The following is a 26,136-nucleotide window of genomic DNA, read 5'->3' as shown; positions in this document are numbered from 1 at the left end:
CCGCCTGAGCACTTGAGAATGCGTGAACCTGTGATAGCATTTCAAGATGGCAAAGAACCCGTGACGCTCGCATCTATGACGACTGCGCGGATGAGTGGCACCGCAACGACATGGCCCGCCTTGTGATCTTCAGAAAAGCTTGACGCTATTCCAGAAAGCTGGGGCCGTTTTCGATGATCGACACCAGAATGAGCGCGCCAGCGATAATCAGCACGATCCACCAGATGACTTGGATCGCAATTGCGCCAATTCCCAGAACGGCCCCGTAGGTTGGCAGCCGCCAGGGATCGCGGCAAAAGGCCGAAACGATCGCGGTGACAATCGCCAAGATGGCTAAGATCGGACCGGTGACCAACAAGATACGGTCAAGATCCCATGCCGCCGCTTCCGGTGGCGGCAATTCGTTGCCACGTACGGTGTTGAATGCGGAAACACTGATCTCACCGATAATCTTTCCAATGGACGTTCCAACGCTGTCTTGCGGTCCGAAAGGCCCACCGAACATCACCACCATTGTCACAACCAGTGCACATGCGCCAAGGCCAATTGATACCAACCCCCATTTATGGTTGAGCAATTCGTCGTAGGTTGGGGTCATTTACTTATCCTTTGTTTGCGCAATCATTTCATCAAGATGCATAATTTGCACCCTCATCATCGAGAATAGCCTTGAGTTCGGCCAGATGCCGCTGGTCTTGTTCAGGGTAGCCTTCAAGTTCCTGCGCGGTCTTTTCGGCGATTTCTTCCGACAGAACACGCAGTTCCATCCCGGTTTGCAATGCGCGGATGTAGGTTTCACAGGCGCGTTCAAAATAATACATCCGGTTGAAGGTCTCTGCCACGGTATCCCCGATTACGAGCACCCCATGGTTGCCCATGATCATCACCTTCTTTCTTGGATCGGTGAAGTGGGACGCGCAGCGTTCGCCTTCCTCTTCAAATGCCAGCCCTTCATAGCCTTCGTCGATCACGTAGCGATTGAAGAACGTACAGCAGTTTTGATCGATCGGCGGCAGGCGGCTGTCTTTCAGCGAGGCCAGAACAGTCGCGAAGATGGAATGCACATGCATCGCGCAGCGTGCGTGTGGCACCAGTCGGTGCATGCCGCCATGCAGCCCCCAAGCGGTCGGATCAGGCGCATTTGGCCCTTTCAGCGTATCGGGGTCATTGGCGTCCACCACGATCATATCACTGGCCTTGATCCGGCTGAAATGCATCTGATTGGGGTTCATCAGGAACCTGGTGCCATCATCATTGATCGCCAGACTGATATGGTTGGCGACGCCTTCATGCATGTTCAACCGCGCGGTCCACCGAAACGCCGCGGCAAGGTCAACGCGTTCGGCCCAATGGGTCATGTTTTGTGGATGCGTATTCATGACGGCTCCTTGGAATTGATGAGGCTGCGGGGTATTGATGGCGCAAACATACCTTCAAAGGAAGTCTGAATATGACATTCAAGCCCGCCAAATGGCCCCGCAAATTGCGTTCGCAAGAGTGGTTTGGGGGTTCAAGCAAGGATGCGATCTATCACCGCTCATGGATGAAGAACCAAGGTTTGCCGGCGGATTTGCTGGATGGCCGCCCTGTGATTGGGATTTGCAACACCTGGTCAGAGTTAACTCCCTGTAACGCGCATTTGCGTGACCTGGCCGAGAAGGTGAAGTTTGGCGTTTATGAAGCGGGCGGGTTTCCTGTTGAGTTTCCTGTATTCTCACCTGCCGAAAGCAGTCTGCGCCCGACCGCCATGATGTATCGCAATCTATGCGCAATGGACGTCGAAGAGGCGATCCGCGGCAAGTCCATGGACGGCGTGGTTTTGCTTGCTGGCTGCGACAAGACGACGCCCGCGCTCTTGATGGGTGCTGCTTCGGTTGATCTGCCCGCTATCGTTGTTTCAGGCGGGCCGATGCTGAACGGCATGTTCCGCGGTGAGCGTGTGGGTTCCGGCACCCACCTTTGGAAGTTCTCAGAAGCCGTGCGCGCAGGCGAAATGACTGCGGAAGAATTTGTTGAGGCTGAGGCCTCGATGTCCCGCTCACCGGGGTCATGCAACACGATGGGCACCGCGAGCACGATGGCCTCTATGGCTGAGGCGCTGGGCATGGCCTTGTCTGGCAATGCTGCGATCCCTGCGGTTGATAGCCGCCGCCGCGTGATGGCCCATCTGACCGGTCGCCGGATTGTCGATATGGTCAAGGATGACCTGAAGCCATCCGACATCATGACCAAGGATGCTTTTGAAAACGCGATCCGCACGAATGCCGCGATTGGCGGCTCGACCAATGCAGTCATTCACTTGCTCGCGATGGCAGGGCGGACCAAAGGTGTGGAACTGACACTCGATGACTGGGATCGTCTGGGTCGTGATGTTCCCACAATCGTGAACCTGATGCCGTCCGGCAAATACCTGATGGAGGAATTCTTCTATGCTGGCGGTCTGCCCGTCGTGATTAAGCGGCTGGGCGAAGCTGGGTTGTTGCACAAAGATGCTCTGACCGTGTCGGGCGGGTCCATGTGGGATGAGGTCAAGAACGTCAAGAACTGGAATGAGGATGTGATCCTGCCCGTTGAAAAGGCGCTGACCCAATCGGGTGGTATTGCTGTGCTGCGCGGTAATCTGGCGCCCGGTGGTGCGGTGATTAAGCCTTCTGCAGCCACACCGGAGTTGATGCAGCACACAGGTCGTGCCGTCGTGTTTGAGGATATCGACGACTACAAGGCGCGTATCAACGACGATGATCTCGATATTGATGAGACCTGCGTGATGGTCCTGAAAAACTGCGGTCCGCGCGGCTATCCGGGCATGGCAGAGGTGGGCAACATGGGCCTGCCCCCAAAGATCCTTAAGAAGGGGATCACCGATATGGTGCGGATTTCGGATGCGCGTATGTCCGGGACGGCTTTTGGTACGGTCGTTTTGCATACCTCGCCTGAGGCCGCGGTTGGTGGCCCGCTTGCGGTTGTCCAAGATGGGGACATCATTGAGCTCGATGTTGCTGGCCGCCGTATCCATCTTGATATCACGGATGAGGAACTGGCGTCGCGGATGGCCGCTTGGACGGCCGAGAAATCAGGCGCGAACCCGCGGCCTGAAAGCGGCTATGCAATGCTCTACCATGATCGCGTGATGGGGGCTGATACTGGCGCTGATTTTGATTTCCTTGTTGGTCACCGCGGCAATGCCGTTGGTAAGGAAGCACACTGATGACTGCCATTTGTCTGGTTGGGATCGGCAAGATTGCTGTCGATCAGCACGTGCCCGCAATCAATGGCAGCGACGCATGGGAGCTTGCCGCAACGGTGAGCCGTGCGGGAACCGTTGATGGGGTCCCAGCCTACACTGATTTCGAGCAGATGCTGGCGGAGCGGCCAGACGTCAATGTCATCTCACTCTGCCTGCCGCCAGTGCCGCGCTACGGCTATGCGGCCAAGGCGATCGCGGCGGGTCGGCATGTGATGCTCGAAAAGCCCCCCGGTGCGACCTTGGCAGAGGTGCATGCCCTTGCCGATATGGCGAAGGCGGCCGGCGTGACGCTTTATACGACGTGGCATAGCCGGATGGCTGAAGGGGTTGCGCCTGCGAAGGCTTGGCTTGCTGACAAAGAGATCACAGCCGCCCACATCAGTTGGAAAGAAGACGTGCGCCGCTGGCATCCGGGTCAGAACTGGGTGTTTGAACCGGGCGGCATGGGGGTCTTTGACCCCGGCAGCAACGCGCTTTCGATCATTACCGAGATTTTGCCGATGCCGATCCATTTGCGCTCTGCGGAGTTGTTTTACCCCTCCAACTGCGACACGCCGATAGCGGCGCAAATGCAATGGACACAGAACGTGACAGGGGATTTCGACTGGCGGCAAGAAGGCCCGCAAAGCTGGGATATCACTGTCGAGACGACGCAGGCTACACTGAACCTGCATGATGGCGGCGCGCGATTGGTCATCGACGGTGTTGAGGCTGTGGTCGGACCTCGTGCAGAATATCCCGCACTTTACGCGCGGATGGCGGAACTAGTAGAGCAGGGTCAGTCTGAGGTGGACCTATCGCCGATGTTGCACGTCGCGGATGCGTTGACGCTGGGCAAACGGGTGATGCTGGAGCCATTCGTTCTTTGATCTATGATGTCATCGTCATCGGTGCCGGTCTCATGGGCAGCGCCGCCGCCCGGCATCTGGCCGAGGACGGGGCGCGCGTGGCGTTGATTGGCCCTGCGGAGCCCGCGTTGAAGTCCGATCACGACGGCGTCTTTGCCAGCCACTACGACGCCGCGCGGATTACGCGTAAGATAGACCGCCGTCAGAACTGGGGCCGCTTTTCGCAAGCCGCCATTGGGCGCTACGCGCAGTTGGAAGAACAAAGCGGTCAGTCGTTCTTTGCACCTGTTGGGGCAATTATTGCGGGGCCAGAGGCTGGGGCGGGCAGTGATTTTATCCAGACGGCGCAGCAAAACGCGTTAGCGGATGGCGTGAAACATGATGCCTTGCGCGGCGATGCCTTGCGCGCGCGGTTCCCCTATTTCGATTTCCCGGGTGGCATCCTCGCGCTTTATGAGGCTGAAGAAGCGGGTTGGATCGATCCCCGTGCCCATGTCGAAGCAGAGATGTTACTTGCGGCACGTGCCGGGGCGGTGGTTCATCGCACTGAAGTCACGCGGCTGATCGAGAGCGCGCAGGCTGTGCAGGCGCATTGCGCGGACGGGCAAGTCATCGCAGGCGCAAAAGCCATCGTTGCCTGCGGCGCGTTTTCCAAAGCCGAAGGCCTCTTGCCAGCGCCTTTGCCGCTGAAAGTCTATGGGCGCACGATTGCCTTCTTTGAGCTCGACGAGGCAGAGGCCGCACGTTTGCGTGATATGCCATCTGTTGTCTACATAACGCCCAATCTGGTCACGGATCCGTATATTCTGCCCCCCGTCCGCTACCCCAATGGCAAGACCTATATCAAGATCGGTGGTGATCCTGTTGACCACGAATTGCAGAGCGTGGCCGAAATGAAGGACTGGTTTCGCACCGACGGAGACCCCGAAGTTGGCGCGTTTCTTGCGGATTTTTTGACCGGCTTGATGCCCGACCTGTCATTCAAAGCTGTCACGACGGGCAGCTGCGCAACTTGCTTCACGCCGCATGGAAACCCGCTGATTTACCACCAGACAGATCGTTTGATGGCGCTGACCGCAGGCAATGGTGCAGGTGCGAAATGCGCGGATGAACTCGGGCGTTTGGGCGCGTTGGTGGCGTCAGGCGGAATGATCCCCTCCGACATCTATAGCGGCGCCTTCGACGCCTAAGGTTTCGGGTTCATTTCCTGATATGTCGGCAATAGATCGCCCTCGGCGGGTGTCGCCGCATAGACGCCGCGCGCGATTGCCCGGCTTAGACACACCGCTGTGGCGGCGGCGATATCGCGGAACTGGGATTGATCGACAGGCGCATCCTTTCCGGTCGACACGCCAAAAACCAAATCCCCATCCAAAGGCGTATGTGCTGGTACAATCGCGCGCGCCATCCCGTCATGCGCCGTCACGGCGAGCCGATGGCACTGCGTTTTCGTCAGTGTCGCATCCGTGGCCACAATCGCGATGGTCGTGTTTGACGCGGCGGTCGCCTGCAACATCATCGCGCGTTCTTTGCGGCTAGGTTGCGGTTGGACTTGTCCTGCCTTCGGGTCTGGGCCAGCGCCACCGAACTCCGCGTCCATTTCAAAAGGCGCTGCCCAAAAATGGGTATCCCCCGGTGTTGTCACACTGCCCAGTGCATTGACCACCACCAAGGCACCGACCGTCGTGCCATCCGGTAGAACCAAAGACGCCGACCCAAGTCCGCCTTTTTGCATCGCAGCGTTGGCACCTGTCCCGGCCCCAGCGCTGCCAATGAGAAAATCAGATGTCGCGGCGTCGAGCGCTTGTTTCCCCAAAGCGCGGTAAGGGTTTTCATCCCAGCCCTTATCGCCGCCATTGATGAGGTCAAATACGATGGCACCGGGCACAACCGGGATGTTCATTTGACCAATTGCAAACCCACGCCCCATTGCGCGCAACCCGTCCATCACGCCAGAGCAGGCATCAAGCCCAAAGGCCGATCCGCCAGACAGCACCAGCGCATCAACTTCTTGCACGGTCTTGTCGGGGGCCAGCAGATCCGTTTCCTTGGTGCCGGGCGCGCCGCCCATGACATGCACGCTGGCGGTAAATGGCTTGTCGCCGATCAAGACCGTGCTGCCGGTCTTGATCTTGTCATCCTGCGCGTTGCCAACCTTGAGGCCAGCAACATCGGTAATCAGGTTCAGCGGTCCTGTCTTAGATACAGCGTCCACCGTCCACCTCCATCGCGACGCCGGTGACCATGCTGGCTTCGTCCGAGCAAAGGAAACAGGCGGCGTTTCCCATGTCCTCGGGGGTTGAAAAACGACCCAGCGGGATCGTCGCAAGGAACTTCGCGCGGATCTCTGGTGTGTCTTCTCCCATGAAGGATTTGAGCAGGGGCGTATCCCCTGCGACCGGATTGATCGCGTTTACGCGAATGCCTTCGGGGGCCAGCTCAACCGCCATGGTCTTGGTGGCCGTTATCATCCAACCTTTTGAGGCGTTGTACCAGTTCAGTCGCGGGCGCGGTGAGACGCCAGCGGTTGAGGCGACGTTCAAGATGACCCCTGCCTTGCGTTCTTTGAAGTGCGGAACGAAGGCGCGAGCAAGCAGAAAGACGGATTTCATATTGACGTTGTAGACACGGTCAAAGTCTTCCTCGGTCACGTCCTCCATTGCGCTGGGCAGATGGGTGACGCCCGCGTTGTTGACCAGAATATCTAGGGGGCCTTGCGCCAGCACATCCTTGGCCAAAGCGTCCACTGCTCTGCCTTCGGACACATCACAACGCCATGCATTGCCGCCGATTTCCTTCGCAATGGCGACGGCCGCTTCAAAATTCACATCAACAACGATAACTTTGGCGCCTTCGGCGGCAAACTTGCGTGCGATGCCTGCGCCAAAGCCTGAACCTCCGCCTGTGACGATCGCTGTTTTTCCGGCCAGTCGCATGGGTGATCCTTTGTTGTTAGACCGCTATCTTGGGCAGTTGAGGTGCCGCGGCAATCAGTGTCTTTGTATAGCTGTGTTGCGGGTTGGTGAACACGTCATCGGTTATACCTTGCTCCACGATCCGGCCTGCTTGCATGACCATGACGCTGTCGGTGATCGTGCGTACAACGCTGAGATCATGACTGATAAACAGATAGGCAAGTGGCCGCTTCCGGCACAGATCAGCAATGAGATCAAGAACCTGGGCGCGCACCGACACATCGAGGGCTGATACGGCTTCGTCAAAAATAATCAGCGCGGGCTCAATAATCAGCGCACGCGCGATGGCAATGCGCTGGCGCTGCCCGCCAGAGAATTCATGGATGTATTTCGATGCATCGGCAGATGAAAGGCCGACATCTTTCAGAGCCCGCACAATGGCCGCGTCGCGTTCAGCGCCTGTTGGCGGGTTTTCCAGCAGATGGAAGGGTTCCGTGATTAACCGATCAACGCGGTGACGCGGGTTGAAGCTGCTGTAGGGGTCTTGGAACACCACCTGCATTTTGCGCCGCACGGTCAGGTTTGGTCTTTTGTCGGTGAAGACGGGGGCACCATCAAGCGTGATCGCGCCGTGCTGCACGTCCTCCAATCCCAGAATGGCCCGCGTCAAGGTGGATTTCCCGCACCCGCTTTCCCCCACAAGCCCGACGCGTTCGCCTCGGTTGATCTGGAATGTGATGTCGGAAAGCGCGCGAAACATGGGCCGCGCGCTGAGTGGTGATTTTCGGGCCATGGGATAATCCCGGGCCACATCGGTCACCGCCAGAAGTCGGTGTTCGGTGTCGGCATCGGGCAGGGCAACGGCATGGTTTGAGGCCTCGAACAAGGCCTTGGTATAGGGGTGCTGCATGTTCTGGAGCAGATGATCCGTCGCACCGGCTTCCACCACGCGTCCGTTCTGCATCACGACGATTTTGTCGGCAATATCGGCGACGACGGCCAGATCGTGCGTGATAATTAGAAGCCCCATGTCGAATGCGCGCACCAAGTCCTGAAGAAGCGCCAGAATTCGCGCCTGTGTCGTCACATCGAGCGCCGTTGTCGGCTCATCTGCGATCAACAGTTTTGGGCGCAGGGCAATCGCCATCGCAATGACAACGCGCTGCCGCTGGCCACCTGAAAGCTGATGCGGGTAGCGCGTTGGGGGCACTCTTAGCCCAACACGCTCCAACATCGCGGCAGCGCGCGCATGGGCATCTGCCTTGCTGGTTTTTTCATGGATCAGGATCGTCTCCGCGACTTGCGCGCCGATGGTTTGCACCGGGTTCAGCGCGGTCATCGGTTCCTGAAACACCATACCCATCGTATTGCCGCGCATCCCGCAAAGCGCTGACTCTGCGGTCTGCATTATATCAGCCTCTGCTAATTGGATCGTTCCGGTCGTCTCGGACCCATGCGGCAAAAGCCCCATGATCGACAGCGCTGTCATGGATTTCCCGGAGCCGCTTTCGCCTGTGATCGCGACGATTTCGCCCGCGTCCAGATCGAGATCGATGTCATGCAGAATTTGCGTCTGCCCGATCCGCAGAGAGAGGTCTTTGATGTGCAGCAAGCTCATGTCCGCGTCACCCTGATCCGTGGGTCAAGCCAGTCGCGCAAGCCGTCACCCATCAGGTTCAGACCCAAGACCATGAGCAATATCGCGAAGCCCGGCACAAGCGCCGTATGCGGAGCGATGCTGACCAGCGTTTGCGCGTCTGCCAACATGCGGCCCCAGCTTGCCGTGGGGGGTTGCGCGCCAAGGCCGATGTAGGACAAGGCGGCCTCTGCCAGAATGCCCAGGCTGAACTGGATGGTGCCTTGGACGATCATCAGGTTGGTCATGTTGGGCAGGATATGTTCGATTGATATGCGTGTCGCGGATTTGCCGCAGACGCGGGCGGCCAAGATGAAGTCACGCTCCCACAAGGGCAGGGCCGCGCCGCGCGCAAGGCGCGCGAAGACGGGGATGTTGAAGATACCGATGGCGATGATGGCGTTGACGGCTGATGCTCCGAACACGGCGGTGATGAGGATCGCGATGACCAGCGACGGAAAGGCAAAGACGAGGTCGTTGCCGCGCATAATCACCTCATCCAACAGTGATCCATGCCGCGCGGCTGCCAGCAATCCCAAGGGAATGCCAAGCGCCATGCCAATGCCCACGGCCACCAAGGCGACAGCGATCGAGGTGCGCGCGCCCATCATAACCATCGACAGGATATCGCGCCCGAAGTGGTCCGTGCCCAACAGGTTTGCGCGGCTGGGCGTTTGCAGTCTGTTGGGAATATCCAGTGTTTCGATATCAGATGGCGTCCAGACCAATGAAATAGCAGCCAGCAACACAAAAATCGCGCTCAGGACTGCGCCGATGACAAGATTGCGGTTCAAGTTCTTGTCCTCAAGCGCGGGTCAACGGTGGCATAGGCCATGTCCACGAGGAAGTTCACCAAGATCACGACAAAGACCAGAAGCATCACCACGCTTTCCACGACGATCAGGTCGCGCGCGCTGATGGATTGGAAGATCAGGCGGCCAAGGCCCGGCAGAAAGAAGATCTGTTCAATGATGATGCCGCCCGCCAGCAGAAATGAAAATTGCAAGCCGATGATGGTCAGTACCGGGATCAAGGCGTTGCGGACCGCATGCCGCCACAGCGCCTGCCTGCGGCTTAACCCCTTGGCGCGGGCGGTGCGGATGAAATCTTCGCCGAGCATATCCAGCAGGGATGAGCGCATGACCCGCGCGAGGATAGCCGCCTGTGGCAGCGCGAGTGCGATGGCGGGCAAGGTGAGCGCCTTGATCGCTTGGCCGGGACTATCCCAGCCCGGAAATCCGCCAGCGCTGAACCAGCGCAGGTTGATGGCGAAGATCAACACAAGGATCATCGCGAACCAGAAATTCGGGATGGCGACGCCGAGTTGGGTGGCCCCCATGATTGTTACGTCACCTGCGCCTCCGCGCCTGCTGGCGGCATAGATACCAGCCGGAAAAGCGATAAGGGTTGAAAGGATCAGCGCGTAAATAGCCAACGGAAGAGAGACCCAGACCCGATCCGCGATCAGATCTGAAACGGGGGTCTTATAGGTCCATGACTGGCCGAAATCACCGCGGAGCAATCCAGTCGACCAATCAAAATAACGTGTGAAAAGTGATCTATCCAGCCCCATTTCTGCTCTTAAGGCCGCAATTGTGTCTGGACGCGCGTTCACGCCAAGCATGAATGCCGCGGGGTCGCCCGGGATCACCTCTATCACTGCGAAAATCACGATGGACGCGACAATCAAGCTGAGAACCAGCGACGTGAGCCTTTCGATGGCGTAGCGGATCATGGACGATGATCCGCTTGGAGCGCATCGACGAACGTAATCTCGCCGGTCAGCCCATGATACATCATGTAATCAGTGTTTAGCGATCCAAAGGTGAGCCGCCCGCCTGACACAAAACCCGTGGCGTTATGGACAGCAGGATGGCCGAGAAGAACGCGCCCGTCTGCGAAGAGCATCGGTGCGAATGCATCGCGGGCGAGGTGATGAATGGCTGCGTGGTCTTGGGGTGCCTCGGGCCTGATTATGACGCCTGAGATCATGCGCAGGCCAAGGGTGGTGTGAAGCCCCCTCCATGGGCCGGGGGCTGCCCGGCGATGCCGGGCGCTACTTCGCATGGTTTTGATCTCATTCGGCCCAAGATACACCGGTCAGATCAACGGCCGCCGTCGGCTGGTTCACCCAAAGCCCTTGGATATCGGCCTTTGCAACCGTCGCGACGGCCAGTTGGAACAGATACCCGTTCACGTAATCATCCGCGATGATCGTCTGAGCCTTGGCCATCAGCACGCTACGCTGGGCCGGATCTGTTGTCGCGTTGAGCGTTTCCATCAAAGTCTGAAATTCCGGGTTGTCGTATTGGAAGTAATACTCAGGATTGGCGTAAATTCCGATGTCCATCGGCTCTGTGTGGCTCACGATAGAAAGCCCGAAGTCCTTGTTGCTAAAGACTTCTTCAATCCACTGTGCCCATTCAAGGTTGGTCACTTCGGTTTCAATGCCAACGGCACGCAGCTGCGACGCGATGATCTCGCCACCACGACGTGCGTAAGATGGCGGAGGCAGTTTCAGCGTTGTCGTAAACCCATCTGCAAACCCGGCTTCAGCGAGTAGCGCGCGCGCTTTGTCCGGGTCATATGGTGATTTTGACAGCAAATCCACATAGTCGGGGTTATGCGGTGCGAAATGTGTGCCAATCGGTGTGCCGAGGCCAAACATCGCGCCGTCAATAATGGCTTGTCGGTCAATGGCATGGGCCACCGCTTGGCGCACCAGCGGGTTGTCGAATGGTGGCATCTTGTTGTTGGTGGACAGGATCGTCTCACCTTCTGTATTGCCGACGAGCACTTGGAAACGCGGATCAGCTTCAAACTGCGGCAGGTTTTCCGGTGCAGGGAAGCCGATAAATGCGTCCACATCCTCTGCCATTACAGCGGCAAAGGCAGCCGTCGGGTCGGAAATGAAACGGAACGTCGCAGTTTCCAGCGCGGGCGCTTCTCCCCAGTAGTTTTCATTGCGGGTCATTTCCAGACGATCACCCTGGACCCAATCGGTAAAGGTGAACGGGCCTGTGCCGATCGGATTTGAAGCGATGTTCGCGATGCTCTCGGGGGCGACAATGACGGCATCTCCCCACGCCATGTTGAACAGGAAATTGCCGTTTGGCTGGCCAAGTGTCACCTGCACCGTCAGCGGGTCAATTACGCTTACGTCGGTGATCCCTGCAAAAAGACCCTTTTGCGCGTTCGTGCTATCCTCAGCGCGCGCGCGGTCGAGGCTGAATTTCACATCTTCCGCGTCCATCGTAGTGCCGTCATGGAAGGTCACTCCCGCGGCAAGGTTGAAAGTATAGAGCAGACCGTCATCGGAAATGTCCCAACTTTGCGCCAAACCGCGAATAATCGCACCATCAGCGTCAAACCGGGTGAGGCCCTCGAAAACATTCGCGTAAAGCACACTGTCGATGGCCTGCGCAGCACCGCCGGTCGGATCAAGATTTGGCGGCTCCAACTGAATGGCGACGGTGATACTGTCTTGCGCCAACGCAGCCCCTGCGCAGAGCATGATAGCGGTCGCGGTGGTCATTGACTTGAGCTGAAACATGGTTCTCTCCCTGTGGCTGGGATCAGTCTTGTCGCAACGTCGTTTCAAATCAAGCCCTTCGCGCTGGAAAGCCTGCGTCTTGGCTGTTATTGCCAGCCTCATCAAAAGGGAACGACCATGCGCGCCATTGCCAAGAAATCCAACCTGCAATGCCTTGCGGATGGGGCCCACACATGATTGCACCAATTCTCAGAAACCGCGCTGATCTGCGCGCCCAGACAGCGATTTGGCGCAAAGCAGACGAGACAATCGGCGTTGTTCCGACGATGGGGGCGCTGCATCAGGGGCATTTGTCGCTTGCGCGTGCGGCGCGCAAAAAATGCGACCGTGTCATTGTCACGATCTTCGTGAACCCGATGCAGTTTAACGACCCCGACGATCTCAGGAACTATCCGCGCACCGAAGACGCGGACGCGCGCAAGCTGGAAAGCATCGGTGTTGATCTGATCTACGTCCCTGATGCCGATCAGATTTATCCCCATGGGTTTGCGACCACCGTTTCAGTGTCTGGCTTGACCGATATGCTGTGCGGTGAAGCGCGCCCCGGTCATTTCGACGGCGTGGCCACGGTGGTTTCAAAGCTATTCTCGCAAACCTCTGCCGATTTCGCATTTTTCGGGGAAAAGGACTACCAGCAGCTTCAGATCGTGCGCCGGATGGCGATGGACCTGGATATCCCGATTGAGGTGATCGGTTGCCCGACAATCCGCGAAGAAGACGGATTGGCGATGTCGTCGCGCAATCTGTTGTTGTCTGACCGTGCGCGTGTTTACGCGCCAGTCTTGGCGGAGGTGATGGAGAGCCTTCGCGAGAAGCTGTTGGCAGGGGCCGCAATGGGCGACATTTATCCAGAGAGTGAGGCGCGGATTATGGCGGCGGGCTTTAACAAGATCGACTATCTGGAAATGCGCGATGGGGTTGATCTATCGCTTTTGCAAAAAGCAAAACCGCAAGCGCGGTTGTTTGCAGCTGCATGGCTCGCTGGTGTGCGTTTGATAGATAACATAGCTGTCTAGGGCAGTCTCAGGTTTCTTTGAATAGCAAGCTCAACAGCCAATAAAACAAAGTGTAGAGCAGCACGAAAACGGCGATTGGCAGCAAGATTTCAGGGAACGTGAACGAAAATATCATCGACCCGGGAAACATCATCAGAAGCGACACACAGATGAGCGCGACCCACTCAGTTGCCGTGCGCAAGACTTTCGCAATGATGCCTCTCATGTCACGGCCTATCAACCTTCAGGATTTTCTTCAACGCGCCCGCCATAACCTGCGCACTGTCGATCATATCATCCACGCCGACATATTCATCCGGCTTATGCGCCAATTCCAGAATGCCCGGCCCATAGGCGATGCAATTCTTCAATTTTCCGATCCGGTCGATGTGTTTTTGGTCATAAGTGCCGGGGGAGGCGACGAACTCAGCCGGTTCGCCAAGCACTCTTTCGATTTCGGCGGCAACGATCTGCACAACGGGTGCCGCGCGGTCGGTCATGCTGGGCAGGACCACATTGATTTCACGCAGGTCATAGTCAAAGCGGTCGCGGTTGGCTTTGAGATCGTCAAGCAATGCTTTCACTTCCCCGCGCACATCGTCGATATTTTCCTCTGCCAAAAAGCGACGGTCGATCACGATCCGACAGCTGTCTGGGACGCAATGGGCGGGCAGACCGGTGTAATCCTCATCCTGCTCAGGCTGGCCGCCATGGATCGAGTTGATGTTCATCGTTGAAGATCGCGCGCCTTCGGGGACAACAGGCATATCTGTCCTGCGCGCGGCCATTGCGGGGTAAAGCTTGTCTTCAAATGCGGTCAGGACAGCACCCATATGCCGCACCGCACAGTCGCCCAGAAACGGCATGGAGCCATGCGCGATTTCGCCGAACGTCTCAATTTCCGCCCACCAGCCACCGCGATGCCCCAGACAAACGCGGTCCTTGTTCAAAGGTTCGGGAATAATCACATGCTGCACCCGCCTGGGGTCAAAATAACCCTGCTCCGCCAGATAGGCGACACCGCCGTATCCGCCTGATTCCTCGTCTGCCGTGCCGGATATTTCGATCGCCCCTGCAAAATCAGGATGCGTGGCGATGAAGGCTTCGGCGGCAATGATCGACGCGGCAAGCCCGCCTTTCATGTCGCACGCGCCGCGCCCGTAGATCCTGCCGTCAGCCAGCTCACCGCCAAAGGGGTGTTTGGTCCAGCCGTTGCCAACTTCGACGACATCGGTGTGACTGTTGAAATGCACACAATCACCATCTTGCCTGCCCGTGCGGCGGGCCACGATATTCCAACGGGGATATTTTTCACTGTCGCCGGGGGTGCCATGCGCGCGGATCAGTTCGGTTTCGAACCCGGATATCCGCAGTCGCACGTCGAGATATTCGCAAATCTCGCGGTAATTGCTGCCCGGTGGGTTCAACGTCGGAATGCGGATCAGGTCTTGGGTCAGCGCAATCAGATCATCGCGGCGCGCGGTGATGGCTTGGGAGAGGGCGGTGTTTTCATCCATGCCCGGACTATCGGACATGGGTCGGCAAGCCGCAATAGCCCTAGTCCGTTGATCCGACGCCGGGCCTGATCGGTTGTTGCAGCATGGACGACAAGAATCCGGTGGTTATCGCTTGTACCCCCAATGAGGCGCAGACCACGGCCAGCGCTGCGGGACGCACAATCGCACTTGGGTCGAGGTCTCCGAAACCTGTGGCACCCCAGCTAAAGACACCGGCAAGCGTTGCAAATAGGGCCACCAACAGGAGTACCCCTCCAAGGATGCAGGCGTTATCGACTGTGATCCGGCTGCGCAGACTTTCGAATCTATCGGAGGTCGGTAGCAGGTTAAATCTGACAGCAAACAAGCGCGAAAGCGCATAGAAGCACACCATCTGAAAGCCCGTCAGCACAAGCGCGCTGGCAAGAATGAGGCTGGCTACGTCAAAGGTGACCCCGCCAATCGCGACCGGCCCAAATAACAGCGCGACAAAGCTGATGACCCCAAACCCAAAGAGGGTCATGCCAGGGTAATAGAACAGCCAATAAGGTGCGAAAGTGAACAGCAGCTTCAAATGCAACCACCCGTCCCGCCAACTGCGCAGATGCGGCGGCCGTGTGCGGCCATCCGGTTTCAGGGTTGTGGGCACTTCCCTGATATCCAATCCGAAAAGCGTCGAGCGGATCACCATCTCAGACGCGAATTCCATTCCCGGTGTATTCAGATGCAGTCCTTGAATTGATGCACGGTTGAAGCCCCGCAGCCCGCAATGAAAGTCGCCGATCGGCGTGCGGTAGAAAATCCTGCCGATCATCGATAGTACCGGATTGCCCAAATACCGGTGCAGCGCAGGCATCGCGTTTTTCGCAATTCCCCCTTTGAAGCGGTTGCCCATCACCAGATCGGCCCCCTTGCGCAACTCCTCCACAAACGGGTCAAGGTTTGAGAAATCATAGGAATCATCGCTGTCGCCCATGATGACATATGTGCCCTTGGCAGCAGCGATCCCGGCGCCAAGTGCGGCCCCGTATCCTTTGACAGGCACATCCACGACCCGCGCCCCCAGTCGGCGCGCAATATCCTGGCTGCCATCGTCAGAGCCGTTGTCCGCGATTAGGACTTCCCCGTCTATGCCGCTTTTCTTCAGATAGTCCTGTGCTTTGACAATGCAGATTTCGAGCGTCTCCGCCTCATTCAGGCAGGGCATCAGGATGGTCAATTCTGTCATATCTATCCGTGAATCTATCGCACAGAGCGCAGGACGTTGATCGTGTCGCGCACGGCGGTTTGAATTTCGGGCTACATTGAGCGTGTCGCGACCATTGTGCAACAGTTTTTGGGATCACGGGTGATCCGACAAAACCTCTGGTGTTGCAGCCTTGTCCCAAATGGTATCCCGCAGTGACAACACAGCCGAGGTAGCCCACATCATGCGTGAAGGACCCGCCCTGAAAATTGGTCGAGAACAGTTGTTCTGGCTCACGCTTGCCGGCGCCACGCTTCTTGTTCTGGGCAAGGCCATCTATCTTGGATCCGGTTTGCAGGAAAATTTTGCGACGATGGGCAGCGACGATATCATGCGTCTTGTTGTCGTCCGTGACCTGATCGCGGGGCAATCCTGGTTTGATATGGTGCAATACCGGATGTTGCCGCCGGAAGGGTTGTCGCTGCATTGGTCCCGCTACATTGATGCCGGTATTGCCGCCGTGATCCTGCCGCTCTCCTGGGTTTTTGAAATGGAGCTTGCAGAGCAGATCGCGGCCGCCGTCTGGCCCACAGTGATCCTGCTGGTTGCGCTGCTGATTGTCGCGTTGGGCACCCGCAGGATTTTTGGGGCACAGGCCGCCTGTTTTGCAATACTTTCCATGGTGTTCTGGCCGCTTACGGCAGATGTGCATGCGGCGCCGGGGAATTTTGACCACCACAACGTCCAATTCCTGCTTGTCGGGCTTGTCGTCTTCGGCGTTATCTGGCCCGGAACTGAGCGCCGCTCCGGTATTGTCGCAGGGCTGGCGGCCGCATTCTCGCTTGCCGTTGGTCTTGAGAACCTTGTCTTCATCGTTGTGGCGGGCCTCATCCTTGTGACCCAGGCGGCATTTGGGTTGCATCGCGCGCGGCTGTTCGCATTTTGCACAACCCTGATGGGTGGCAGTGTCGTGTTTTGGTTAGGGCAAGCGGCGCCCGCCACGCGCCTTGTGCCCGTCTGTGACGAACTCGGCACCCCGATCCTGAGCTTGATTGCCGTCGGCGCTTTGGCGGCGGCGCTGCCGCTTATCGTGTTGCGCCCGACGCCGAAGCCGTTTGTCTTGCTTGGCGCGACCACCGCGCTGGCCCTTGTTGGCCTTGCCGTGATCTGGCCGCTTTTCGGCCCTTGTCTGGATGGCCCTTACGCCAACCTCTCGCAAGAGCTGCAAGACTACATCAGCACCAGCATTGTCGAGGCGCTTCCGGCGATTGCCTATGCGCAATACAATGCCTTGCCCGCCTTCATTTTCTTGCTCCCGGTGATTGCGGCGCTGTTATTGGGCGGCGGCTATTTGTGGGCACAATGGCAGGTCTTGGATGTTGACCAATCGCGGGCCCTGACAGCCCTTTTGGTTTTCTGTGCATTCGGCCTGGCGCTGGTGTTCTACCAAATGCGAACGGTCATCATGGTGGCTTCCGTTGTGCCGATGATCGGTGGTGCGGTCATGTCCTTTTTGGTGACACGCTATCTTGCCAGTCGCGACGCGATGCGCGCAGTGCTGATGTTTGCGGTGATAATTGTCTTTGTCGCCCCAACCCTGCTTGCTGTCGGATTGCAGTCGGTGATCCCGCAAAAAGACCGCAGCGGCGGTGGAACACCTGCGAATTGCCGGACATACGCGGCATTGCAAAGCCTCAACGAAATCCCGCCAGCGCAAATCCTGTCGCATGGCAATATGGGTGCGCTCTTGCTTTGGGCAACTCGGCACGATGCGCTTTCAGCGCCCTATCACCGGAGTGCTGCCGCCTTGTCGAACGGAATAATTCCTTTCGGTATGCAGGAGGATGAGATGGCAAACTATCTGCGCGCATCGGGCGCCTCGCACCTTCTGCTTTGCCGCGATCAACGGTATGATGGGGCCTTCGCAACCGGTCTCGCCGCTGGCGCAGAGGTGGATTGGCTCAGACCTGTGCTGCTCGACAACGACTCGCTGCTCCTTTTTGAGATTCTGCCTCAATGAGCAAGCCGAGCCACCTGAGCGCCTTCGCGCGTTTTATCCTCGTGGGGGGGAGCTTTTCCGCCGGGTATGCGATTGTGACGGCGGGGCTCATCAATCTGGCTGGTAGCCCGCCATTGATAACCAGCATCGTGGTCTATCTTATATGCATTCCGCTTGCGTTTGCGGCCCAGAAGAACTTTGCATTTCAGGCCCGCGGCACGGGGCGGTCAGCCCTATTTCTTTATACCGCGACGCAAGTCGCAAGTCTTGTGTTTGTTGCGACCTTTACCAGCCGGTACGTCACGATGAACCTGATATTGGATACAGGTCTGTATCTTGTCACGGCGGGCACTGCGGCGGTGCTGAGCTATCTGATCTGCCGCTTCGTGATCTTCAGGTAGGGTTCAGGCGCGCGATAAAGTGCAGCTTCCTGCCAAACACCCACGAAAGCGGCGCAGGATAAAGCGGAATATCGGTTTTGAACGCATCTGTCGCCAAACCGGCAGCGTTAAACCACATGTCCCAATCCGCGCGTGGCGCGTAGTTATAGGGCAGAACCACTCCATGCGGCGCGTTGCCGACCCAATCCATCAGGCGTAAAGTCGCTTGATCGAGCGCGTTTTCGCTCAGGTGATCCTTGATGATAACAGTTTTGCGGGCAACCCGTGCGGCCTCGCTAATCAGGATTTGCGGCTCGTCGGTGTGGTGCAGCACATCGACAAATGTGACCACGTCGACGCTGTTGTCCTGCATCGGAATGGTTTTCCCATCAAACAGTGTCACGGGAATATGGATCTTTTCGCGCAGCATGATGTCGATGCCCTGCACCGTCGTCCCGGTTTGGCGTGCGCCAATCATTTTTGCGATCTGGCCATCGCCGGTGCCGATATCAAGCATCTGCGCGTCGGCCGGCAGCATCGCGCCAATTTCTTCAACAAGCACGCGCACACGGCGGTTAAAGACCAGTTTTTCGTGGGCCTGACCAATTGATTTTTTAAGCATTCCGCGCCCTTTCGCGCCAATTTTCATGGGCACAGTGATAAAACTTCCCGTCGCCGTAAAGGTTGCCCGTGCAATCGGTCGCTGATTTGACCGAACTGTGTTGAATTGACGTTGCATTTTCACATCTTTGGAGCCTTATCTGACGCCAGTGAAATCGTGGATGACTGGCAATGGCATACCTTTTAGGCGTTGATACCGGCGGAACCTATACCGATGCGGTCATCGTTGACGAGGCCGCAGACGCGGTTATCGGCTCTGCCAAGGCGCTGACATCGCGGCCTGACCTTGCGATTGGCGTTGGCGCTGCGATTGATGCCGCGATCGCTGACGCTGGCGTTGATCCGCGCCAAGTCGCGATGGTTTCCCTTTCCACAACGCTGGCCACCAATGCGCTGGTCGAGGGGCAGGGTGGGCGGATCGCATTTGTGGCGATAGGTTTCGATGACGGTGATCTCAAGCGCGCCGGATTGACGGAGGCCCTGCGCGGTGACCCGGTCATTCGTCTTGCAGGTGGGCACAACCACGCGGGCGGCGAAGTCACGCAGCTTGATTTCGCGACCCTGCGCTTGGCGTTGGCGCGGGTTGATGACGGGATCACGGGATTTTCTGTCGCTGCCAGTTTTGCAACCCGAAATCCTACCCATGAGATTGCGGCACGCGACCTGATCCGCGACCTGACAGGCAAGCCCGTCAGTTGTTCGCATGAGCTGAGCCAAGCGCTTGGCGGGCCAAAGCGCGCTTTGACGGCGATCCTGAATGCGCGGCTGATTGGAATGCTTGATCGTCTGATTACGGCATGCGAAGGCCATTTGGAAGCTTTGGGAATTACCGCGCGCCTGATGGTGGTCCGCGGTGACGGGGCCTTGGTATCTGCAAATGTAGCGCGTGAGAAACCGATTGAGACGATCCTGAGCGGGCCTGCCGCCTCGATCGCTGGCGCAAGTTGGCTCAGTGGTGAAACCGATGCGCTGGTCAGTGATATCGGGGGCACGACGACGGATATTTGTTTGCTACGCGATGGGCGACCCAAGATTGATCCGCAGGGCGCAAGGGTGGGGCCGTTTCGCACCATGGTAGAGGCGGTTGCAATGCGCACCTGGGGTCTTGGCGGTGATAGCGAAGTCCATGTGCGCGAGGGTTTGGTTGGCGGGTTGTGGCTTGGTCCGCGCCGCCTGATGCCGATTTCGCTGGCGGCCAAGCATCATCCTCTGCTCGTGCATGGCGCCCTTGATCGTGCCTTGGCCCAGGATGTGCCTGCCTCCGATGGCGGTCAGTTTGCGATCCCGCTCTGGTCTGACGCGCCAGCAGGTTTGGACGCGCGCGAACAGACGATTGTGGATCGGTTGGCGGGCGGTCCTTTGCGGTTGGGCCATGCCGTCCAATCTCGGATGGAAAGCCCGGCTTTGGCGCGGTTGGTTGGGCGTGGCCTGGTCATTCTGGCGGGTGCGACGCCTTCGGATGCAGCGCATACTCTGGGGCTGGTCGCCGCTTGGGATGCAGAGGCGGCGGAAAAGGCGCTGACGCTGTTTGCACGGCGTCGGATTGGCGCGGGGACGCCGTTGGCCGTCAATGCAAGCGGGCTGGCGACCCAGATTATCGACCAGTTGACCGCGCAAACGGCGGATTGTCTGCTGCAAGCGGGCTTCGCGGAGGATGATCGGGCGTGGTCTGATCCAGCGGCACTTGCCCAGCATGAGTTGACCAATGCGGGGCTTGAACAGCATCGTGGCGTTGTCAAAATCCAAATGTCGCTGGGCGTGCCGGTGATCGGATTGGGGGCCTCGGCTGCGACCTACTACGGTGCGGTCGGAGAGCGGTTGGGGACCCGCATGGTGCTACCAGCGCATGGCGGTGTCGCAAACGCGATCGGGGCGGTTGTCGGGCAGGTACGGGTCCACGCCACTGGTACGGTGACCAGCGCAGGCGAGGGGGCTTTTGCCGTCCATTTGCCGGATGGCCCGAAGGTGTTTGCGGATCGCGATCAGGCGTTGGACGTATTGGAGGCCGCTTTGCACGCAGAAGCCGAAGTCGCCGCGCGCGCCTCTGGCGTTGAGGAGGTCCGGTTCAGCGTGAGCCGCGATATCTCGCAGGCTGAGATTGAAAACCGTGTAATGTTCATTGAGGCAACACTGCGGGTCGAGGCCAGCGGACGGCCGCGCATCGCGCGTGCTGGGTGAGGCAAATGATCGGTGGAACGGCAATTGTGTCAAAGCCCTCGCCTTCTCTCACTTTCCCGTCAGGTTGATTGCGTCAACCCGCGGCATGCGCCACAAGGTTCCCACTCTGGAACCTGACCCATGCTTGACCGCTATGCACGCCAAATCATTGATCCGCCTCTGAACCGTATCGGCTCCGGGTTGGCAGCGCGTGGCGTCACGGCCAATTGGATGACACTGGTCGGGCTGGGTTTGGGGTTGCTGGCTGCGCTGCTCATTGCGTTGGGTGCCGCGGGTCTGGCGCTGGTGCCGCTTTTGGCAAGCCGGATTGCGGATGGATTGGATGGTGCCGTTGCGCGCGCCACGCGCAAGACGGACTTTGGCGGCTATCTGGATATCGCGGCGGATTTTCTTTTCTACGGCATGATCCCGATGGCATTCGTTCTGTCTGATCCTGCCACAAACGGGGCCGCAGGCGCGTTCCTGCTCGCGGCGTTTTACTTCAATGGCACCAGCTTTCTAGGCTATGCGATATTGGCTGAAAAACACGGTCACAAGACCGACGCGCAGGGCCAGAAATCGCTCTATTACTCCAACGGAATTCTGGAAGGCACCGAAACCATCGTGTTTTTCGTGATCCTTTGCCTGCTGCCCACCTACTTCCCGCCACTGGCATGGGCGTTTGGCGCTTTGTGCTTTTTGACTGCCGCGCTGCGGATTTATGCCGCGAAACAAATCTTCTCTTCGTAAAGGATTTTACCGATGAAACATCTTGCTGTTTTGGCCGCACTTCTGACCCCGTTGCCCGCCTTGGCCGACACTGATCCCGCGAATTGGGACGCGGTTGTTGCCGCCGCCGATGGACAAACGGTGTATTGGAATGCATGGGGTGGTTCGACAACAACGAACGCCTTCATCGCATGGGTCGGTGACCGCGTGGCCGAAGACTACGGTGTCACGCTTGAGCATGTGAAGCTCACCGATACTGCCGATGCGGTCACCCGTGTGCTGGCTGAAAAACAGGCCGGACAGAACGACGACGGCGCCATTGACATGATCTGGATCAACGGCGCGAACTTTGCCGCGATGAAAGAGGCTGATCTGCTGTTTGGCCCCTATGCCTCGCAATTGCCGAACTGGGCCGTTGTCGATGTTGCAGGCAAGACCGTGCAAACCGATTTCACCGTGCCGACCGACGGTTATGAAAGCCCTTGGGCCATGGCGCAGGTTGTGTTTATCCATGACACCGCCGATCTGGCAGAGCCCCTTGGCTCAGTGCAGGCCATTCTTGAATGGTCCACCGCGAACCCCGGGCGTTTTACCTATCCGCAGCCGCCGGATTTTCTGGGCACGACGTTCCTCAAACAGGCGTTGATCGATCTGCTTGATGATACATCCGTGCTGGCCGACCCAGCCACGGATGCCACTTATGATACTGTCACCGCCCCGCTTTGGGCCTATCTTGATGCGCTGACCCCGACACTTTGGCGCGAGGGCCGTGCCTATCCTGCCACCGGCCCCGCACAGTTGCAGTTGATTGCTGATGGTGAAGTTGATCTGGCGATTTCGTTCAGCCCCGGTGAGGCGACAGCCGCGATTGCAAACAACCAGTTGCCGCCCACGGCACGGACTTTTGTTCTTGATAAAGGCACCATCGGCAACGCGTCTTTTGTGGCAATTCCGTACAACTCAGGCTCATCCGAGGGCGCGATGGTTGTCGCCAACTTCCTGATGTCGCCAGAGGCCCAGGCCCGCGCCCAAGACCCGGAGATTTTGGGTTACGGCACTGTGCTGGATATGGCTGCATTGACGGCAGCCGACCGCGCGCGTTTCGATATGTTGACGCTTGGTGTCGCAACGCTGTCTCCGGCTGAGTTGGGAACCGTTCAGGCAGAGCCGCACCCAAGCTGGGCCACACGTCTGGCGGATGACTGGGCTGACCGCTACGGCGTGGCGCAATGACATAGACATGCGATCGCGTGCGTATGAAAAGGCGCGCGGTTATCAAACAAAATGACCCGCCGCAACGCGCTTCCCCTTTTGCCGATCATCACGCTTCTTGTGATGTTGGGGCCTGTGGCCGCAGGTCTTTTTGGCACGTTGCTTCCTGCATTCGGGCACTTGCCAGCGGCAGGTCTGACCGGGCCGTCGCTTGATCCTTTCCGATATCTGTTCAGTTGGGCTGGGCTGCCGCGCGCGGTGCTTTTGTCGATCACGACCGGTCTGTTGGCGACCGGCATTTCACTGGCAATTGTGATGCTCCTGACCGCAGGATGGTCCGGCACACGGGTTTTTCGCGCGCTTGAAAGACTACTGTCACCGCTCTTGTCCGTCCCCCACGCTGCGGCGGCCTTCGGGTTGGCGTTTTTGATCGCGCCGTCGGGCTGGGTGTCGCGCCTGATTTCGCCCGGCCTGACAGGTTGGGAGCGCCCGCCGGACCTGCTGATCGTGCAGGACACATGGGGACTGACGATGACGCTGGGGCTGATCGTCAAGGAAGTTCCGTTTTTGTTGCTGATTACGCTTGCAGCGCTTGGGCAAGCAGACGCGCGGCGCAGTGTGACGATCGCGCAAGCGCTGGGCTACGGGCGGGTGACAGGGTGGCTCAAGACCGTGTTTCCGCGCGTCTATGCCCAGGTCAGGCCGCCGATCTATGTCGTGCTGGCTTACTCCATGTCCGTAGTTGATGTGGCCGTGATCTTGGGACCGAATACGCCGCCGCCTCTCTCGGTTCAGATTGTGAAGTGGATGTCTGACCCTGATCTGGCGATGCGGCTGGAAGGTGCGGCAGGTGCGCTTTTGCAATTGTGGCTCGTTGTCGCCGCGCTCATCTTTTGGCGACTGGGTGAGGTTGTCGTGGCGCGGTTGGCGCGCAAATGGATTGCGGGGGGTGGGCGCGGAAAGGCCGATAGGGTTGTCGCCGCCGGAGCCCTTCTTGCGGGTGGTGCCTGTGCTTTGATGGTGTTGGTCGGGATTGCCGTATTGACGATCTGGTCGTTTGCAGGGTTCTGGGGATTTCCTGATGCCTTGCCGGACAGCTTTACATTGCGCAACTGGATGCGGTTTGGCCCCGGCACACTTGAGGCGCTCTATGAAACTGCGCTGATTGCGATCACCGCAGCATTGGTCGCCCTGATCCTGACGATCGGGTGTCTGGAAGCCGAATACCGCTTTGGGCTGTCGTTCAGCCAACGTGCGGTCTGGTTGTTGTATCTGCCGCTTTTGATCCCACAAACCGCGTTCCTGCCGGGCTTGCAAACCCTGATGTTGACGCTTGGTGCGGATGTCGGGCGGTTGCCTGTTATGATGGCGCATCTGGTGTTTGTACTGCCATATGTATTCTTGTCGTTGGCGGATCCGTTCCGTGCATGGGATGGGCGGATGGCTGTCGTCGCGGCGGCCCTTGGCTCTGGCCCCGACGGGATTTTGTGGCGGGTACGCCTGCCGATGTTGTTGCGCCCTGTGTTGACGGCACTGGCTGTTGGCTTTGCGGTCTCTGTGGGACAGTATCTGCCGACACTTCTGATCGGCGGCGGGCGTGTCGAGACCCTCACGACGGAGGCGGTCGCACTCGCGTCCGGCGGTGACCGGCGCGCGATTGGCGTGTATGGGTTGATGCAGACGGGGGCGGCCTTGGTGCCCTTCGCCTTGGCGTTGCTGATCCCGGCATTGGTCTGGCGCAATAGAAGAGGTCTGCGGCATGGATAGGGGATTGATCCTGCGTGACGTTGCAATCAGCAAAGACGGCGCGCCGTTGCTATCGGTTTCGCACGCGATTGCGGCGGGTGAGGTTCTCACGGTCATGGGACCGTCGGGGGTCGGGAAATCGACGCTTCTTGCTTTTGTGACGGGCACGTTGGCGGCAGATTTCAAGGCGACCGGTCAGGTGACATTGGATGGGCAGGACATCACCCACGCGCCGGCGCATCAGCGGCGTGTCGGCATTCTGTTTCAGGATGATCTGTTGTTCCCGCATCTGTCGGTTGGGGCCAACCTTGCCTTTGGTTTGAAAGCCGGTGGCAATATGGCCGAACGGAAGGCCAAGATTAAAGAGGCAATGGCGGAGGTCGGTCTTGAAGGCTTTGAGGATCGTGATCCCGCAACGCTTTCGGGCGGACAAAAGACACGGATCGCGCTGATGCGGATGCTTTTGTCAGAGCCTTGCGCGTTGTTGCTGGATGAGCCGTTTTCGCGGCTTGATGCCGCCCGGCGCGCGCAGGTTCGTGACATGGTCTTTGACCGTGCAAAGGCCCGTGGTTTGCCTGTGCTGATGGTCACGCATGACGCGGACGACGCGCAGGCGGCGGGCGGCGAGATTATTCAGCTGCGCTAGGCCAGCCTTTGCGTCGGGGGACACGCACCGCCAGCATCGGTTTCAGCAGCGGTGAGCGGAACCTGTCCAGATCAAGCGCCTCATGCACCCCTGTCACGACTTCCCCGTCAATCTGGGTTTGCACCGCAGAGCGTGAATAGAACGGCGCATCGAGCATTGGAAGGACTTGCCTGGGCGTCACGCCTGGGTCAGCGCGCGTTTCCCGCATCACTTGCCAAAGCGACCGCTTGAACCGAGTGCGTGGCGGCGCATCAACCGTTTGGGCGTTGCCATTGCTGTCAAAGGCAATCGCCGTATCCAAGGTTGATCCATCGCGTCTGACGGCGTCGTAAATGCAGGTCGCCCCCGCCTTGGTCGGGTAGCGGCCCCATGTCCAGAAACTGAAGTCCTCCTCCAGCGATCGTGTTCCAAAATTGCTATCGAAGTACCCGTGGCCGGACCATTGCCAGCCCTTGGCCTCAAGATCGACTTTGATGTCCGAGGAAGGCGCGAAGGGCCGCCAGATATGCGCGCCATCCGGGGTGAGCGGCAATTCAACCGATGTCATCGCTCGTGGCGTCAACGTGATTTGCCCGCGCACACGGCTGATGAGGGGCGGGCTGCTGATCTCATTGATGTCGATGACCAGTTCACGGCCAGTCCAATGCATGGATGATGGGCCGACGTTGAACGTATCTGCGGTCGTGTTCAGCGCTTCGCGACCGCGGTCCGTCATTGTGAACCGCCCGCCATTGCCGTAGGTCGCGACATTGATGCAGCAGTGATTGGCC

At 58.5% G+C, this 26,136-nt stretch carries 25 protein-coding genes; 11 read left to right on the top strand and 14 right to left on the bottom strand.

Going from position 1 to position 26,136, the window contains the following annotated elements; genetic code table 11:
* Positions 1-145: 145 nt before the first annotated feature.
* Both ACFDSS_RS02005 and ACFDSS_RS02000 read right to left on the bottom strand, forming a co-directional pair.
* On the bottom strand, positions 146-598 hold the full coding sequence (locus tag ACFDSS_RS02005) for a hypothetical protein (RefSeq protein ID WP_375254082.1): 453 nt from the start codon (positions 596-598) through the stop codon (positions 146-148).
* A gap of 31 nt (positions 599-629) precedes the next feature.
* On the bottom strand, positions 630-1,379 hold the full coding sequence (locus tag ACFDSS_RS02000) for a class II aldolase and adducin N-terminal domain-containing protein (RefSeq protein ID WP_375254081.1): 750 nt from the start codon (positions 1,377-1,379) through the stop codon (positions 630-632).
* Between the two features lie 71 nt (positions 1,380-1,450).
* Between ACFDSS_RS02000 and araD the strand changes: the two genes are divergently transcribed.
* The 3 genes from araD to ACFDSS_RS01985 are packed head-to-tail and all read left to right on the top strand — an operon-like array spanning position 1,451 to position 5,285.
* Positions 1,451-3,208, top strand: coding sequence for an L-arabinonate dehydratase (araD, locus tag ACFDSS_RS01995; RefSeq protein WP_375254080.1), 1,758 nt, complete (start codon positions 1,451-1,453; stop codon positions 3,206-3,208).
* Positions 3,208-4,116, top strand: coding sequence for a Gfo/Idh/MocA family protein (locus ACFDSS_RS01990; RefSeq protein ID WP_375254079.1), 909 nt, complete (start codon positions 3,208-3,210; stop codon positions 4,114-4,116). The genes araD and ACFDSS_RS01990 overlap by 1 nt, the downstream gene beginning before the upstream one ends.
* Positions 4,113-5,285, top strand: coding sequence for an FAD-dependent oxidoreductase (locus tag ACFDSS_RS01985; RefSeq protein ID WP_375254078.1), 1,173 nt, complete (start codon positions 4,113-4,115; stop codon positions 5,283-5,285). Before ACFDSS_RS01990 ends, ACFDSS_RS01985 begins: the two co-directional genes overlap by 4 nt.
* Here the strand turns inward: ACFDSS_RS01985 and ACFDSS_RS01980 are convergent.
* From ACFDSS_RS01980 to ACFDSS_RS01950, 7 genes are all read right to left on the bottom strand, one after another.
* Positions 5,282-6,310 carry a P1 family peptidase gene (locus tag ACFDSS_RS01980; RefSeq protein ID WP_375254077.1) on the bottom strand — a complete coding sequence of 343 codons (1,029 nt, stop codon included), beginning with the start codon at positions 6,308-6,310 and terminating at the stop codon, positions 5,282-5,284. The genes ACFDSS_RS01985 and ACFDSS_RS01980 overlap by 4 nt on opposite strands.
* Positions 6,294-7,031, bottom strand: a complete 738-nt coding sequence (locus ACFDSS_RS01975; protein ID WP_375254076.1) for a glucose 1-dehydrogenase — start codon at positions 7,029-7,031, stop codon at positions 6,294-6,296. The genes ACFDSS_RS01980 and ACFDSS_RS01975 overlap by 17 nt, the downstream gene beginning before the upstream one ends.
* 16 nt (positions 7,032-7,047) lie before the next feature.
* The gene (locus tag ACFDSS_RS01970; RefSeq protein ID WP_375254075.1) at positions 7,048-8,628 is read right to left on the bottom strand and encodes an ABC transporter ATP-binding protein; all 1,581 of its coding nucleotides are present in this window, start codon (positions 8,626-8,628) and stop codon (positions 7,048-7,050) included.
* Positions 8,625-9,440 (bottom strand): ABC transporter permease, encoded by an 816-nt coding sequence (locus ACFDSS_RS01965; protein WP_375254074.1) that lies wholly within the window; start codon positions 9,438-9,440, stop codon positions 8,625-8,627. The genes ACFDSS_RS01970 and ACFDSS_RS01965 overlap by 4 nt, the downstream gene beginning before the upstream one ends.
* Positions 9,437-10,381, bottom strand: a complete 945-nt coding sequence (locus ACFDSS_RS01960) for an ABC transporter permease (RefSeq protein WP_375254073.1) — start codon at positions 10,379-10,381, stop codon at positions 9,437-9,439. The genes ACFDSS_RS01965 and ACFDSS_RS01960 overlap by 4 nt, the downstream gene beginning before the upstream one ends.
* Positions 10,378-10,638: a hypothetical protein gene (locus ACFDSS_RS01955; protein ID WP_375254072.1), complete on the bottom strand. Its 261-nt coding sequence runs from the start codon at positions 10,636-10,638 to the stop codon at positions 10,378-10,380. The genes ACFDSS_RS01960 and ACFDSS_RS01955 overlap by 4 nt, the downstream gene beginning before the upstream one ends.
* Before the next feature lie 85 nt (positions 10,639-10,723).
* Positions 10,724-12,181, bottom strand: coding sequence for an ABC transporter substrate-binding protein (locus ACFDSS_RS01950; protein ID WP_375254104.1), 1,458 nt, complete (start codon positions 12,179-12,181; stop codon positions 10,724-10,726).
* Positions 12,182-12,372: 191 nt separating this feature from the next.
* Here ACFDSS_RS01950 and panC point away from each other — a divergent pair, with 191 nt between their 5' ends.
* Positions 12,373-13,215, top strand: a complete 843-nt coding sequence (gene panC / locus ACFDSS_RS01945; RefSeq protein WP_375254071.1) for a pantoate--beta-alanine ligase — start codon at positions 12,373-12,375, stop codon at positions 13,213-13,215.
* A 7-nt stretch (positions 13,216-13,222) separates the two neighbouring features.
* On the opposite strand, the gene ACFDSS_RS01940 is transcribed toward panC, so the two are convergent.
* The 3 genes from ACFDSS_RS01940 to ACFDSS_RS01930 are packed head-to-tail and all read right to left on the bottom strand — an operon-like array spanning position 13,223 to position 15,918.
* Positions 13,223-13,420, bottom strand: coding sequence for a hypothetical protein (locus ACFDSS_RS01940; RefSeq protein ID WP_375254070.1), 198 nt, complete (start codon positions 13,418-13,420; stop codon positions 13,223-13,225).
* 1 nt (position 13,421) lies between these two features.
* Positions 13,422-14,729, bottom strand: coding sequence for an acetylornithine deacetylase/succinyl-diaminopimelate desuccinylase family protein (locus ACFDSS_RS01935; RefSeq protein WP_375254069.1), 1,308 nt, complete (start codon positions 14,727-14,729; stop codon positions 13,422-13,424).
* Between the two features lie 22 nt (positions 14,730-14,751).
* Complete coding sequence (locus ACFDSS_RS01930) at positions 14,752-15,918, bottom strand: glycosyltransferase family 2 protein (RefSeq protein WP_375254068.1); 1,167 nt, start codon at positions 15,916-15,918, stop codon at positions 14,752-14,754.
* A gap of 202 nt (positions 15,919-16,120) precedes the next feature.
* Here ACFDSS_RS01930 and ACFDSS_RS01925 point away from each other — a divergent pair, with 202 nt between their 5' ends.
* Together ACFDSS_RS01925 and ACFDSS_RS01920 are read left to right on the top strand one after the other, a co-directional pair.
* Positions 16,121-17,896: a hypothetical protein gene (locus ACFDSS_RS01925; RefSeq protein WP_375254067.1), complete on the top strand. Its 1,776-nt coding sequence runs from the start codon at positions 16,121-16,123 to the stop codon at positions 17,894-17,896.
* Positions 17,893-18,276, top strand: coding sequence for a GtrA family protein (locus ACFDSS_RS01920; protein WP_375254066.1), 384 nt, complete (start codon positions 17,893-17,895; stop codon positions 18,274-18,276). Before ACFDSS_RS01925 ends, ACFDSS_RS01920 begins: the two co-directional genes overlap by 4 nt.
* Here the strand turns inward: ACFDSS_RS01920 and ACFDSS_RS01915 are convergent.
* The gene (locus tag ACFDSS_RS01915; protein ID WP_375254065.1) at positions 18,269-18,877 is read right to left on the bottom strand and encodes a class I SAM-dependent methyltransferase; all 609 of its coding nucleotides are present in this window, start codon (positions 18,875-18,877) and stop codon (positions 18,269-18,271) included. The genes ACFDSS_RS01920 and ACFDSS_RS01915 overlap by 8 nt on opposite strands.
* Positions 18,878-19,047: 170 nt before the next feature.
* Here ACFDSS_RS01915 and ACFDSS_RS01910 point away from each other — a divergent pair, with 170 nt between their 5' ends.
* The 5 genes from ACFDSS_RS01910 (at position 19,048) to ACFDSS_RS01890 (ending at position 25,366) form a co-directional block, all read left to right on the top strand.
* Positions 19,048-21,054: a hydantoinase/oxoprolinase N-terminal domain-containing protein gene (locus ACFDSS_RS01910; protein ID WP_375254064.1), complete on the top strand. Its 2,007-nt coding sequence runs from the start codon at positions 19,048-19,050 to the stop codon at positions 21,052-21,054.
* A gap of 120 nt (positions 21,055-21,174) precedes the next feature.
* On the top strand, positions 21,175-21,783 hold the full coding sequence (locus tag ACFDSS_RS01905; protein WP_375254063.1) for a CDP-alcohol phosphatidyltransferase family protein: 609 nt from the start codon (positions 21,175-21,177) through the stop codon (positions 21,781-21,783).
* Positions 21,784-21,795: 12 nt separating this feature from the next.
* Positions 21,796-22,995, top strand: a complete 1,200-nt coding sequence (locus ACFDSS_RS01900; RefSeq protein ID WP_375254062.1) for an ABC transporter substrate-binding protein — start codon at positions 21,796-21,798, stop codon at positions 22,993-22,995.
* 51 nt (positions 22,996-23,046) lie between these two features.
* Positions 23,047-24,741, top strand: coding sequence for an ABC transporter permease (locus ACFDSS_RS01895; protein ID WP_375254061.1), 1,695 nt, complete (start codon positions 23,047-23,049; stop codon positions 24,739-24,741).
* Entirely contained in the window at positions 24,734-25,366 is a 633-nt protein-coding gene (locus ACFDSS_RS01890; RefSeq protein WP_375254060.1) for an ATP-binding cassette domain-containing protein, read from the top strand. The genes ACFDSS_RS01895 and ACFDSS_RS01890 overlap by 8 nt, the downstream gene beginning before the upstream one ends.
* On the opposite strand, the gene crtC is transcribed toward ACFDSS_RS01890, so the two are convergent.
* The coding region (crtC, locus tag ACFDSS_RS01885) for a carotenoid 1,2-hydratase (protein ID WP_375254059.1) at positions 25,350-26,136 on the bottom strand (787 nt) is incomplete at its 5' end. The genes ACFDSS_RS01890 and crtC overlap by 17 nt on opposite strands.

The sequence above is a fragment of the Yoonia sp. genome (assembly GCF_042093035.1).
Classification (GTDB): Bacteria; Pseudomonadota; Alphaproteobacteria; order Rhodobacterales; family Rhodobacteraceae; genus Yoonia.
This window is presented reverse-complemented; position numbering and strand designations above follow the sequence as displayed.